A 13,623-nucleotide genomic window follows, 5' to 3' on the forward strand; every position below is an offset into this window, starting at 1 on the left:
TACTAATGCATTCTGAGTAAATAATTAATTTGCTTATGCACCAGCGCGGTACGCTTCACCACCCGGGGCGCGACCCAGACGATACTGCTTCCCGCCACCACGCCTAAAATTTCCGGTAACTGGTGATAATCCAGAATACGCGCCACCGCGCGGCCATATCCGGCAACGGTATGAATAAGGATAAATTCGCTATTGTGCTCCACGCTCACCACCATTTCGGAGACGGTGCGCGCGGCGTCGGGGGCAGGGCGCAGCTGGGGATTCAGCGAATAAATCTTTAGCCCTTTGGCATTGCGAATTTTTATGACGCCAAGCAGCTTGAGCAGACGTGAAACGGTGGACTGGCTGATGGTCTCAAAACCCCGCTCCTGCAAGTCGCGGCGGATCTCTTCCTGAGAGAGATAGCTCTTTTCCGCGATCAGACGCTGGCAGACCGTTAGCTGTAGTTGCTCTTTGGGAGAGTACTCTTCGTAATCCATCATAGTTCCCATATCAGTTCCCGAAATAACCGGTGGCACCGCACCGATCCGTAGGCCGGATGAGCGCAGCGCCATCCGGCAAATCACAACAACGCGCCCAGGCTTAACGCCACCATAATCACCACCGTCAAAATCCCCAGCAGCGGCGCGACCCATTTCAGATAACGCACGTAGGGCACGCGGGCGATAGCCAGCCCGCCCATCACGACGGCAGAGGTGGGGGTGATAAGGTTAACGATGCCGGACGCCGACTGGTAAGCCGTAACCACCAGGTCGCGGTTGACGTTAGCGAAATCGGCAAGGGGCGCCATGATCGGCATCGTCAGAACGGCCAGGCCGGACGAAGAAGGCACAAGAAACGACAGCACCACCTCCAGCCAGTACATCACGTTAATGAACGCCACCGTCGACAATCCGGTGACCATCCCCTCGGCGCTGTGCAAAATGGTGTGGGTAATCATGCCCTTATCCATAATCACTACGATACCGCGCGCGATGCCGATAATCAGCGCGACGCCCAGCAAATCTCGCGCGCCGTTGATAAACGTCGACGTCAGCTCCTCTTCGCTCATGCGGGCGATAAGCCCAACGATAATGGCGCTGGCGAGGAACACCGCCGAGATCTCCGCCATCCACCAGCCCAGCACCGCCACGCCGTAGATCATCACCGCGAAGGCGAGGGCGAAAATCACCAGGATGAGTTTGCGCACCGGGGTAAATTCCAGCGACTGCTCGCCCTTGTTGCCGAGGAAGTGGGCGAGGTTCTCCTCCTGTTTATCCGCCACGATCGACAGCGACGGATCTTTGCGCACCTTACGGGCATAGCGCATCACCCACGCCACGCAGATGATCCAGCCGATGACCAGCAGCGCGATGCGCAGCATGATCCCATTGGTGAAGGGGATCCCGGCGGCGTTGGCTGCGATCACCGTCGCGAACGGGTTAATAGTAGAGCCGAGCGTGCCGATCCCCGCCCCGAGCAGTACGGTGGACGCGGCAACCACGGGATCGAACCGCGCCGCCAGCATCACCGGCACCAGTAAGGTATAGAAGGGCAGCGACTCTTCGGCCATGCCGTAAATCGTGCCGCCTGCGGCAAACAGCGCCATCAGGATCGGGATCATCCACTCTTCGCGCCCGCGCAGCTTAGTGGTGACGCGCTCGATCCCGGCGTCAATTGCCCCGGTTTTGGTGACGATCCCGAGAAATCCCCCGATGATCAGGATAAACAGCGCAACGTCGATCGCCCCGGCCTGGCCGGATTCCGGATCGTACAGTCCGGCTATCGGGGCCATCAGCACCGACACCAGCCCCTGCGGGTGCGATGCCACGTGCGCATAGGTGCCGGCAACCGGCACCTCTTTGCCGAGCGCCTCGTTCATCGCCATATGGTACTGCCCGGCCGGAACAATCCACGTCAGCACGGCAACCACGGCAATCAGAAAAAAGAGAATGGTGTAAGCGGAGGGAAACTTGAACTTGCCCATGATGTTCTCCTGAAACCCGGCGCACCCCGCGGCGCGCCGGGCGGTGATTAGTCGCCGAGTGTCGCCACCATGACCGCCTTAATGGTGTGCATGCGGTTTTCTGCTTCGTCAAAGACGATGGAGTTCGGTGATTCAAAGACCTCTTCCGTCACCTCCAGCCCCTTCAGGCCGTACGCCATCTCGATCTCGCGGCCCACTTTGGTGTGCTCGTTGTGGAGCGCGGGCAGGCAGTGCATGAACTTGACGTTCGGGTTGCCGGTGGCCTTCATGACGTCCGCGTTGATTTGATACGGCTTCATCAGGCTGACGCGCTCGGCCCAGGCCTCCTTCGGCTCGCCCATGGAGACCCACACGTCGGTGTAGAGGAAATCGGTGCCGTGCACGCCTTCTTCCACGTCGTCGGTGAGGGTGATGCGTGCGCCCGTTTCTTTGGCGATGGCGCGGCACTGCTCAACCAGCCCGGCTTCCGGCCAGAAGGATTTCGGTGCCACGAGGCGGATATCCATCCCCATCTTGGCCGCGCCGACCATCAGGGAGTTGCCCATGTTATTCCGCGCGTCGCCGAGATAGGCAAAGCTTAACTCCGGCAGGGTTTTGCCCGGGGAGTGCTCCAGCATGGTCATCAGGTCAGCGAGAATTTGCGTTGGGTGAAACTCGTCGGTCAGGCCGTTCCACACCGGCACGCCCGCGTATTCTCCGAGCTCCTCGACGATGGCCTGGCCGTAGCCGCGGTATTCGATGCCGTCATACATGCGGCCCAGCACGCGGGCGGTGTCTTTCATCGACTCTTTATGGCCGATCTGCGACCCGCTTGGGCCGAGGTAGGTAACCTGCGCGCCCTGGTCAAACGCGCCCACTTCGAAAGCGCAGCGGGTGCGGGTGGAAGTTTTTTCAAAGATCAGGGCGATGTTTTTCCCGACCAGGGTTTGCTTCTCGCGCCCGGCTTTTTTGGCCGCCTTCAGCTCGATGGCGAGGTCGATCAGGTACTGAATTTCCGCCGGGGTGTAGTCCAGCAGTTTGAGGAAGTTGCGGTTTTTCAGGTTGATGGTCATGGGTAAATCCTTTTTAAAATGAGTGATCAGTTACGAATCAGCGTGCCTTTCTCGCCCGCCAGGATCTCCGCGCCGTCGGCCAGCGCGCCGATCCCGGCAATGCCGTTGCAGGCCTCAACAAATTCGCGGCAGGCGGCCACTTTCGGCCCCATCGATCCGGCGTCGAACGGCATGTCTTTAAGCAATTCCGGCGTCACCTGCGCCAGCGGGCGCTGGGTCGGCTTGCCCCAGTCGAGGTACACCGCGTCGGCATCGGTGAGGATCAGCAGGGCGTCGGCCTCGATCTGACGCGCCAGCAGGGCGGCGGAGAGGTCTTTGTCGATCACCGCCTCAACGCCGTGATAGCCGTTGGCGTTTTCCACTACCGGCACGCCGCCGCCGCCGTTGCAGATCACCAGGTGGTCACGCTGGATCAGCGCCGTGATGGCATCGCTCTCGACGATGCGCTTCGGTTGCGGAGAGGGCACCACGCGGCGGAAATAGGTGCCGTCGGCCCTGAACGTCCAGCCTTTTTCTGCGGCCAGCGCTTTCGCCTGCGCTTCGCTGTACACCGGGCCGATGTATTTGGTCGGGTTGCTGAAGGCCGGGTCGGCGGCGTCCACCTCTACCTGCGTGAGCAGGACGCTCACCTCGCGCTGTGGCAGATTGTTTTTCAGCGCCTGCTGGAGCATGTAGCCGATCATCCCCTGACTTTCCGCGCCGAGAACGTCCAGCGGGTAGGGCGTCACTTTGTCGTAGGCGCTGTTCTGCAATGCCAGCAGCCCGACCTGCGGCCCGTTGCCGTGCACCAGCACCACGCGCCACTGTTCTGTTAATCCGGCGATGATGCGGGCGGCCTGCTTGATGTTCTGGCGCTGGATATCCGCTTCCAGCGGCTCGCCGCGCTTGAGCAGCGCGTTGCCGCCCAGGGCCACAACCAGAGTGGGTTTTCGTTCCATGATGGCTCCTTAAATTCCGTCGCGTTCCAGTGGGCAGCTCATGCAGCGCGCGCCGCCGCGGCCGCGTCCCAGCTCGTCGCCGGGGATCGGCAGCACGGTGATGCCCGCTTTGTCGTACTTCTCGTTGGTCCAGACGTTGCGCTCGTAGCCGATCACCACGCCGGGGCGGATAGTCAGGACGTTGTTGGCGTCGTTCCACTGCTCGCGTTCCGCTTCAAAAGCGTCGCCGCCGGTGGTGATCAGGCGGACCTGGTTAATGCCGAGGGCTTTCTCAATGGCGTGCAGCAGGTCGGTTTCCTGCGTGCGCAGCAGGCCGCCGCGTCCGTCCGGCGTGAGCGTCCAGCACTGGGCGTCTTTGCGCACCACTTCCGGATAGACGGAGAAAGTATCCACGTCGATGTGGGTCATCACCGTGTCGAGGTGCATGCAGGAGCGATGTTTCGGCAGCTCAACGGCGATCACGCGTTCGGCCTGGCGGTGTTTGAACAGGCTGTTGGCGAGGAACTCCACGCCCTGCGGGGTCGTGCGTTCAGACATGCCGATCAATACCGCGCCGCGGCCAATCACCAGTACGTCGCCGCCTTCTAAGGTGGCGTGGTCGTAATTAATATTCTCGTCGCCGAAATACTTAATAAAATCGCCGTCGGCAAATGCCGTGTGCCAGCGATATATCGCGCGCAGATTATTGGTTTCACGCTGGCGGGCGGGTTTCGCCATCGGGTTAATGGACACGCCGTTATAAATCCAGCAGGAGGTATCGCGGGTAAATAAGTGGTTCGGCAGCGGCTTCATAATAAAATCATTCGCCGTGTGGGTATCCACTACCATATTTTTAATGGCTGCCGGAATTTCGCCGTAAGTTAATCCCCCGCTTAATCGCCGCGCCAGTTCACGGTGCGGCATATCCGCCAGCCAGCCGCGCACGTCGCCGGCAAAGGTTGGCCCGAGGCGATAATCGGAGATTTGCGTTTCAAGAAGCCAGGCTTTCGCTTCTGCGATATCAAGGGTTTGCGTGAGCAGGTCGGTCAACAGCAGGACTTCCACCCCCTGCTCGCGCAGCGTGTTGGCGAAGATGTCATGCTCCTCACCCGCCCGTTCAACCGACAGTACATCATCAAATAACAGTTCCTGACAGTTTGAGGGCGTTAACCGCTTCAGGCTTAAATTAGGGCGGTGCAGCATAACGCTACGCAATTGACCAATTTCAGAACCGACGTAATGCTTTTCCATAATTATTCCTTTAACTGTTTTTCAGAATAAAAAGGGCATGCGCCATGTGATGTGTTTAATTACATGGCGGCTAAGCTCAATTGATTTCGTGATTTATACTAGGCAGTTAAATAATCCGTAATGTGATATTGCTCACGCGAAAATGGATATTAATGAGTTTGTTTTCATTTGCATGATTCGCATCAGATAATGATTAATTTCATATTATTGGGAGTTGAATAGCTAAGCAGGATCCGGTGGCATTATTTGAGGTTGTTATTATTTTGTAGAATTATACATTTTGTAATTATTGGTTATCCATTTGATTTTAAACGATTAAATGAAATGGCAAGAATGTCTATGCAATAATGATAATTAACTATTTTTGACTTAAGGAAAATCCATAAATAATTATGGGCTTATAACGGAAATTATCAAAGTCGTAAAATGTGATACGGCAGCGGGTTTTGTTATTAAGCTCTTTATTTCAGTGGGTTATGTGAGAACTTTAGCGCGCTCGAAATGAGGTTATGCATAACCGCTGCATAATTGCCTGGGCAGGATTAACAGCGGGTTAACACCTTTCCCAATAAACATGCGCTCGCGCAAGCCTCGTCGAAAAAGGGCTGGTATGGCAGGCTTAACTCTCGTATAAAAGACAAAAATGAAACGTTGTTTTACATCGAGAGGTTTCCCATGATTATCGGCAACATTCACCATCTGCAGTCCTGGCTGCCTGACGCGCTGCGCCAGGCCATTGAGCACGTTAAAGCCCATGTCACCGACGCCACGCCGCTCGGGAAGCATGACATCAACGGCAACAGCCTGTTTTATCTTGTGTCAGAAGACATGGCCCAGCCGTTCGCCGAGCGCCGCGCCGAGTACCACGCGCGCTATCTGGATATCCAGATTGTGCTGAAGGGCCAGGAAGGGATGACGTTCAGCACCCTGCCGCACGGCACGCCGGACACCGACTGGCTGGCGGATAAAGACATCGCGTTCCTGCCGGAAGGCGAGCAGGAGAAAACCGTGGTGCTGAGCGAAGGGGATTTTGTGGTGTTCTGGCCGGGTGAAGTGCATAAGCCGCTGTGCGCGGTGGGGGAGCCTGCTAAGGTCAGAAAAGTGGTTGTTAAAATGCTGGTGGAGTAATTTCCCCTCACCCCAGCCCTCTCCCACCGGGAGAGGGCTGGGGCACCAGACCGCACCCACGCATAATGTGATCCAGCTTAAACTTCCCGCACTCCCTCCTCATCTCCCATTTACCTCCCCTTTTTCTGCGTCATAGTATGATCGTTAAATTAATGAACGCTGTTCTATAATGTAGAACAAAATGATTCAACAAGGAGATCTTATGCCGCAGTCCGCGTTGTTCACGGGAATCATTCCCCCTGTCTCCACCATTTTTACCGCCGACGGCCAGCTTGATGAGCAGGGCACCGCCGCGCTGATCGACGATCTCATCAAAGCAGGCGTTGACGGCCTGTTCTTCCTGGGCAGCGGCGGCGAGTTCTCCCAGCTCAGCGCCGAAGAGCGTAAAACCATTGCCCGCTTTGCTATCGATCATGTCGATCGTCGTGTGCCGGTGCTGATCGGCACCGGCGGCACCAACGCCCGGGAAACCATTGAACTCAGCCAGCACGCGCAGCAGGCGGGCGCGGACGGCATCGTGGTGATCAACCCCTACTACTGGAAGGTGTCGGAAGCGAACCTGATCCGCTATTTCGAGCAGGTGGCCGACAGCGTCACGCTGCCGGTGATGCTCTATAACTTCCCGGCGCTGACCGGGCAGGATCTGACTCCGGCGCTGGTGAAAACCCTTGCCGATTCGCGCAGCAATATTATCGGCATCAAAGACACCATCGACTCCGTCGCCCACCTGCGCAGCATGATCCTCACCGTTAAAGCCGCTCATCCGCACTTCACCGTGCTGTGCGGCTACGACGATCATCTGTTTAATACCCTGCTGCTCGGCGGCGACGGGGCGATTTCGGCGAGCGGCAACTTCGCCCCGCAGGTGTCGGTGGATCTTCTGAAAGCCTGGCGGGATAAAGACGTGGCGAAAGCGGCTGAGTATCATCAGACCCTGCTGCAAATCCCGCAGATGTATCAGCTGGATACGCCGTTTGTGAACGTCATTAAAGAGGCGATCGTGCTTTGTGGTCGTCCTGTCTCCACGCACGTGCTGCCGCCCGCCACGCCGCTGGACGAGCCGCGTAAGGCGCAGCTGAAAACCCTGCTGCAACAGCTCAAGCTCTGCTGAGCCGGACGATAACGATGACCATTGAGAAAATTTTCACCCCGCAGGACGATGCGTTTTATGCGGTGATCACCCACGCGGCGGGGCCGCAGGGCGCTCTGCCGCTGACCCCGCAGATGCTGATGGAATCCCCCAGCGGCAACCTGTTCGGCATGACGCAGAACGCCGGGATGGGCTGGGACGCCAACAAGCTGACCGGCAAAGAGGTGCTGATTATCGGTACCCAGGGCGGTATTCGCGCCGGGGACGGACGCCCGGTTGCGCTGGGCTACCACACCGGGCACTGGGAAATCGGCATGCAGATGCAGGCGGCGGCGAAGGAGATCACCCGCAACGGCGGGATCCCGTTTGCGGCCTTCGTCAGCGATCCGTGCGACGGGCGCTCGCAGGGCACGCACGGCATGTTCGACTCCCTGCCGTATCGTAACGACGCGGCGATCGTGTTTCGCCGTCTGATCCGCTCCTTGCCCACGCGCCGGGCGGTGATCGGCGTGGCCACCTGCGATAAAGGGCTGCCCGCCACCATGATTGCGCTGGCCTCCATGCACGACCTGCCGACCATTCTGGTGCCGGGCGGGGCGACGCTGCCGCCGACCGTGGGGGAAGATGCGGGCAAGGTGCAGACCATCGGCGCGCGCTTTGCCAACCACGAGCTCTCCTTGCAGGAGGCCGCCGAGCTCGGCTGTCGCGCCTGCGCGTCGCCGGGCGGCGGGTGCCAGTTCCTCGGCACGGCGGGCACCTCGCAGGTGGTGGCGGAAGCGCTGGGGCTGGCGCTGCCGCACTCCGCGCTGGCGCCGTCCGGGCAGGCGGTGTGGCTGGAGATCGCCCGCCAGTCGGCGCGGGCGGTGAGCGAGCTGGATAACCGCGGCATCACCACGCGCGATATCCTCACCGATAAAGCCATCGAAAACGCCATGGTGATCCACGCGGCGTTCGGCGGTTCCACGAACTTACTGCTGCACATCCCGGCCATCGCCCACGCGGCGGGCTGCACTATTCCGGACGTAGAGCACTGGACGCGCGTCAACCGCAGGGTTCCGCGTCTGGTGAGCGTGCTGCCCAACGGCCCGGACTACCACCCGACCGTGCGCGCGTTTCTCGCAGGCGGCGTGCCGGAAGTGATGCTCCACCTGCGCGATCTCGGCCTGCTGCATCTGGACGCCATGACCGTCACCGGCCAGACGGTGGGCGAGAACCTCGACTGGTGGCAGACGTCCGAGCGCCGTAAGCGCTTCCGCCAGTGCCTGCGCGAGCAGGACGGCGTGGAGCCGGATGACGTGATCCTGCCGCCGGAGAAAGCAAAAGCGAAAGGGCTGACCTCGACGGTCTGCTTCCCGACGGGCAACATCGCGCCGGAAGGTTCGGTGATCAAGGCCACGGCGATCGACCCGTCGGTGGTGGGTGACGATGGCGTTTACCGCCACACCGGCCGGGTGCGGGTGTTCGTCTCGGAAGCGCAGGCCATCAAGGCCATCAAGCGGGAAGAGATTGCGCAGGGCGATATCATGGTGGTGATCGGCGGCGGGCCGTCCGGCACCGGTATGGAAGAGACCTACCAGCTTACCTCCGCGCTGAAGCATATCTCGTGGGGCAAGACGGTGTCGTTAATCACCGATGCGCGCTTCTCGGGCGTGTCGACGGGCGCCTGCTTCGGGCACGTGTCGCCGGAGGCGCTGGCGGGCGGGCCGATTGGCAAGCTGCGCGACAACGACATCATTGAGATTACCGTCGACCGCCTGACATTAACAGGCAGCGTGAACTTCATCGGCACGGCGGATAACCCGCTGACGCCGGAAGAGGGCGCGCGCGAGCTGGCGCTGCGGCAGACGCACCCGGACCTGCACGCCCACGACTTTTTGCCGGACGATACCCGGCTGTGGGCGGCATTGCAGTCGGTGAGCGGCGGCACCTGGAAAGGCTGTATTTATGACACCGATAAAATTATTGAGGTAATTAACGCCGGTAAAAAAGCGCTCGGCATTTAATTATTTTTCACGCGATTGTCGTCTACGGAAAATATTCCGTGGGCGGCTTTTACGCATCTGTAATTTGTTAATTTAAACAATAAGTTGCGATATATCGTTGGCGTCACAAAAGCAAAATAACGTAATTCAGAAATAAGATATGACCATTGCTGGTTAATTGAACAGCTCATTACACTCCATTAACACGATGTTGTAATTCAGCACACTACCAAAGGGTGTAATTCTGATGACGCAATTAACCATGAAAGACAAAATTGGCTACGGGCTGGGTGACACCGCCTGCGGCTTCGTCTGGCAGGCTACCATGTTCCTGCTGGCCTACTTTTATACCGACGTGTTTGGTCTCTCCGCGGGCATTATGGGCACGCTGTTTTTAGTCTCCCGCGTGCTCGACGCCGTGACCGACCCGCTGATGGGGCTGCTGGTAGACCGCACCCGCACGCGGCACGGCCAGTTCCGCCCGTTCCTGCTGTGGGGCGCCATCCCGTTTGGCATCGTCTGCATGCTGACCTTCTACACGCCGGACTTCTCCGCGCAGGGCAAAATCATCTACGCCTGCGCGACCTATATTCTCCTGACCCTGGTCTACACCTTCGTTAACGTGCCCTACTGCGCCATGCCTGGCGTCATCACCGCCGACCCGAAAGAGCGTCACGCCCTGCAGTCCTGGCGCTTCTTCCTGGCAGCGGCGGGCTCGCTCGCCATCAGCGGCATCGCGCTGCCGCTGGTCAGCATCATCGGCAAGGGGGACGAGCAGGTGGGCTATTTCGGCGCCATGTGCGTGCTGGGGCTGACCGGCGTGGTGCTGCTCTACGTCTGCTTCTTCACCACCAAAGAGCGCTACACCTTTGAGGTGCAGCCTGGCTCGTCGGTGGCGAAAGATCTCAGGCTGCTGCTCGGCAACGGCCAGTGGCGCATCATGTGCGCGTTCAAGATGATGGCGACCTGTTCCAACGTGGTGCGCGGCGGGGCGACGCTCTACTTCGTGAAATACGTGATGGATCACCCGGAGATGGCGACCCAGTTTTTACTCTACGGCAGCCTCGCTACCATGTTCGGGTCGCTCTGCTCCTCCCGACTGCTGGGGCGCTTCGACCGCGTCACCGCCTTCAAGTGGATCATCGTCGCCTACTCGCTCATCAGCCTGCTGATTTTCTTTACGCCAGCAGAGCATATTGCCCTGATTTTCGCCCTCAACATCCTGTTCCTGTTCGTCTTTAACACCACCACGCCGCTACAGTGGCTGATGGCCTCCGACGTGGTGGATTACGAGGAGAGCCGCAGCGGGCGTCGCCTCGACGGGCTGGTGTTCTCCACCTACCTGTTCAGCCTGAAGATTGGCCTGGCGATTGGCGGGGCGGTGGTGGGCTGGATCCTGGCCTGGGTGAACTACTCCGCCAGCAGCAGCGTGCAGCCGGTTGAGGTGCTCACCACCATCAAAATTCTGTTCTGCGTGGTGCCGGTGGTGCTCTACGCGGGCATGTTCATCATGCTGTCGTTCTACAAGCTCACCGACGACCGCGTGGAGGCCATCAGCCAGCAGCTGATCAAACACCGCGCGGCGCAGGGCGAGGCCGTACCCGACGCCGCGACAGCCGCATCCCATTAACCGGAGGCAACATGGAAATTACTAACCCGATCCTGACCGGCTTCAACCCGGACCCGTCCCTCTGCCGTCAGGGCGAGGACTACTACATCGCCACCTCGACCTTCGAGTGGTTCCCGGGCGTGCGCATCTATCACTCCCGCGACCTGAAAAACTGGTCGCTGGTCAGCACGCCGCTGGACCGCGTGTCGATGCTGGACATGAAGGGCAATCCGGACTCCGGCGGCATCTGGGCGCCTTGCCTGAGCTACGCCGACGGCAAATTCTGGCTGCTCTATACCGACGTGAAGATTGTCGACTCACCGTGGAAAAATGGCCGCAACTTCCTCGTCACCGCGCCGTCCATTGAGGGGCCGTGGAGCGAGCCGATCCCGATGGGCAACGGTGGGTTCGATCCGTCCCTGTTCCACGACGACGATGGCCGCAAATACTACCTCTACCGTCCGTGGGGGCCGCGCCACCACAGCAACCCGCACAACACCATTGTGATGCAGGAGTTTGACCCGCAGACCGGCACGCTCTCGCCCGAGCGCAAAACGCTGTTTACCGGCACGCCGCTCTGCTACACCGAAGGGGCGCATCTTTATCGCCACGCGGGCTGGTACTACCTGATGGTTGCCGAAGGCGGCACCAGCTACGAGCACGCGGTCGTGGTACTGCGTTCAAAAAATATCGACGGGCCGTACGAGCTGCACCCGGACGTAACGATGATGACCAGCTGGCACCTGCCGGAGAACCCGCTGCAAAAGAGCGGCCACGGCTCGCTGCTGCAGACCCACACCGGAGAATGGTATATGGCCTACCTCACCAGCCGCCCGCTACGCCTGCCCGGCGTGCCGCTGCTGGCCTCCGGCGGGCGCGGCTACTGCCCGCTGGGGCGCGAGACCGGCATCGCCCGCATTGAATGGCGCGACGGCTGGCCGTACGTGGAGGGCGGCAAGCACGCGCAGCTGACCGTGAAAGGCCCGCAGGTGGTGGAACAGCCCGCAGCCGCTCAGGGTAACTGGCGGGATGACTTCGACGGCAGTACGCTTGACCCGGAGCTGCAGACCCTGCGCATTCCGTTCGATGACACCCTCGGCTCGCTCACCGCCCGCCCGGGTTACTTACGGCTCTACGGCAACGACTCGCTCAACTCGACCTTTACCCAGTCGACCGTGGCGCGCCGCTGGCAGCACTTCACCTTCCGGGCCGAGACGCGGATGCAGTTCTCGCCGGTCCACTTCCAGCAGAGCGCGGGGCTGACCTGCTACTACAACAGCAAAAACTGGAGCTACTGCTTTATGGATTACGAGGAGGGGCAGGGGAGAACCATCAAGGTGATCCAGCTCGACCATAACGTGCCGTCGTGGCCGCTGCACGAGCAGCCCATTCCGGTGCCGGAACATGCGGAGAGCGTCTGGCTGCGGGTGGACGTGGATACGCTGGTCTACCGCTACAGCTACTCGTTCGACGGCGAGACGTGGCACGCCGTGCCGGTGACCTATGAAGCGTGGAAGCTGTCAGACGATTACATCGGAGGGCGCGGCTTCTTTACCGGCGCGTTTGTGGGGCTGCACTGCGAGGACATCAGCGGCGACGGCTGTCACGCTGACTTCGACTACTTCACCTACGAGCCGGTATAGCCCAGCGCGCGTGACAGCTCGAGCCCGGCCTGCTGAAGCTCCTCGCGGAAGCGGGCCAGCTCAACGTCGTCCACGCGGGAGGTGAGCGTCGACAGGCTCAGGGCGGCAATCACGCGGGATTCGTGGTTCCACACCGGCACCGCCACGCAGCGCACGCCCTGCTCGTTCTCTTCGCTGTCCAGGGCATAGCCCTGCTCGCGGGTCTGCTCCAGGGCGGCCATTAAGGCTTCACGAGAGGCGAGGGTCGCGGGAGTAAAGGTGGTGTACTGATAGCCCTCCAGCAGGGCGTTCAGCTCGGCCTCGCCCAGCCAGGCAATTAACACCTTGCCGATGGCGGTGGCGTGAACCGGCAGGCGGCGGCCGATGCGCGAATAGGCGATGGCGGCCAGCTTGCCTTCAATCTTCTCGATATAGACCCCTTCACGCCCGTCCAGGATCCCCAGATGGGTGGTCTGCCCGGTACGCTGGGACAGCTCCGTCAGCCAGCCTTTCGCCTTCTGGCGAATATCGATTGAGCCCACGACAAAATGACCGCGCTCGACCAACTTCATGCCGAGGCGATATTTGCCGTTTTCCGGATTCTGATCGATATAGCCGTGAAGCTGGAGGGTTTTCAGCAGCGAGTGGAGGGTGCTCTTGCTCAGCCCCATCAGTTTGCTGATGTCGGTGATCTTAAGCTCGGTGGCCTGCTCGTTGAACAGGTCGAGGATCTGCAACGCACGTTCAACAGACTGAATAATCGGCATAATGCTGGCATGTCCACGCTGGAATGAAGGCGAAAACGTACCTTTTTCGGGGTGAAAAATCAATGAAGGGGAGCCGGTTTGCCCGGCGGCGTTTCGCTTGCACGGGCCTACGGGGTGGGTTTTCTCCCTCTCCCCGTGGGTGTACAGTCCGGGGACATGGTAGACAGGTGTTCGGGGACATGGTGAACACTTTTTAACATCCTTTACCCATGGTGATCGACTTTTTCTTCAGGTCGATC

General features: G+C 59.8%; 11 protein-coding genes. 5 read left to right on the forward strand and 6 right to left on the reverse strand.

Features of this window, described 5'->3' with window-relative positions; all coding sequences use genetic code 11:
- Positions 1-2 precede the first annotated feature (2 nt).
- From ACMWL8_RS23660 to arcA, 5 genes are all read right to left on the reverse strand, one after another.
- Positions 3-482, reverse strand: a complete 480-nt coding sequence (locus ACMWL8_RS23660; protein WP_028015317.1) for an arginine repressor — start codon at positions 480-482, stop codon at positions 3-5.
- Between the two features lie 80 nt (positions 483-562).
- Complete coding sequence (locus ACMWL8_RS23665) at positions 563-1,966, reverse strand: YfcC family protein (protein ID WP_045259604.1); 1,404 nt, start codon at positions 1,964-1,966, stop codon at positions 563-565.
- A 47-nt stretch (positions 1,967-2,013) separates the two neighbouring features.
- Entirely contained in the window at positions 2,014-3,018 is a 1,005-nt protein-coding gene (gene argF, locus ACMWL8_RS23670) for an ornithine carbamoyltransferase (RefSeq protein ID WP_045259603.1), read from the reverse strand.
- A 26-nt stretch (positions 3,019-3,044) separates the two neighbouring features.
- Entirely contained in the window at positions 3,045-3,956 is a 912-nt protein-coding gene (gene arcC / locus ACMWL8_RS23675; RefSeq protein WP_045259602.1) for a carbamate kinase, read from the reverse strand.
- 9 nt (positions 3,957-3,965) lie between these two features.
- A complete protein-coding gene (gene arcA, locus ACMWL8_RS23680) occupies positions 3,966-5,186 on the reverse strand; it encodes an arginine deiminase (RefSeq protein WP_045259601.1) in 1,221 nt (406 codons plus the stop codon).
- A 675-nt stretch (positions 5,187-5,861) separates the two neighbouring features.
- Here arcA and ACMWL8_RS23685 point away from each other — a divergent pair.
- The 5 genes from ACMWL8_RS23685 (at position 5,862) to ACMWL8_RS23705 (ending at position 12,638) form a co-directional block, all read left to right on the forward strand.
- Positions 5,862-6,314 carry a YhcH/YjgK/YiaL family protein gene (locus ACMWL8_RS23685; RefSeq protein WP_045259600.1) on the forward strand — a complete coding sequence of 151 codons (453 nt, stop codon included), beginning with the start codon at positions 5,862-5,864 and terminating at the stop codon, positions 6,312-6,314.
- Positions 6,315-6,516: 202 nt separating this feature from the next.
- The gene (yagE, locus tag ACMWL8_RS23690; protein ID WP_028015323.1) at positions 6,517-7,425 is read left to right on the forward strand and encodes a 2-keto-3-deoxygluconate aldolase; all 909 of its coding nucleotides are present in this window, start codon (positions 6,517-6,519) and stop codon (positions 7,423-7,425) included.
- Positions 7,426-7,439: 14 nt separating this feature from the next.
- Entirely contained in the window at positions 7,440-9,407 is a 1,968-nt protein-coding gene (gene yagF / locus ACMWL8_RS23695; RefSeq protein ID WP_028015324.1) for a xylonate dehydratase YagF, read from the forward strand.
- A gap of 226 nt (positions 9,408-9,633) precedes the next feature.
- Positions 9,634-11,016, forward strand: a complete 1,383-nt coding sequence (locus ACMWL8_RS23700) for an MFS transporter (protein ID WP_028015325.1) — start codon at positions 9,634-9,636, stop codon at positions 11,014-11,016.
- Positions 11,017-11,027: 11 nt separating this feature from the next.
- Positions 11,028-12,638: a glycoside hydrolase family 43 protein gene (locus ACMWL8_RS23705; RefSeq protein ID WP_045259599.1), complete on the forward strand. Its 1,611-nt coding sequence runs from the start codon at positions 11,028-11,030 to the stop codon at positions 12,636-12,638.
- Here ACMWL8_RS23705 and xynR read toward each other — a convergent pair.
- Positions 12,623-13,384, reverse strand: coding sequence for a DNA-binding transcriptional repressor XynR (xynR, locus tag ACMWL8_RS23710; protein ID WP_045259642.1), 762 nt, complete (start codon positions 13,382-13,384; stop codon positions 12,623-12,625). The genes ACMWL8_RS23705 and xynR overlap by 16 nt on opposite strands.
- Positions 13,385-13,623: the final 239 nt, after the last annotated feature.

The organism is Enterobacter sp. 04-C-12-SI-ECC (assembly GCF_047530715.1).
GTDB classification, from domain to species: domain Bacteria; phylum Pseudomonadota; class Gammaproteobacteria; order Enterobacterales; family Enterobacteriaceae; genus Enterobacter; species Enterobacter bugandensis.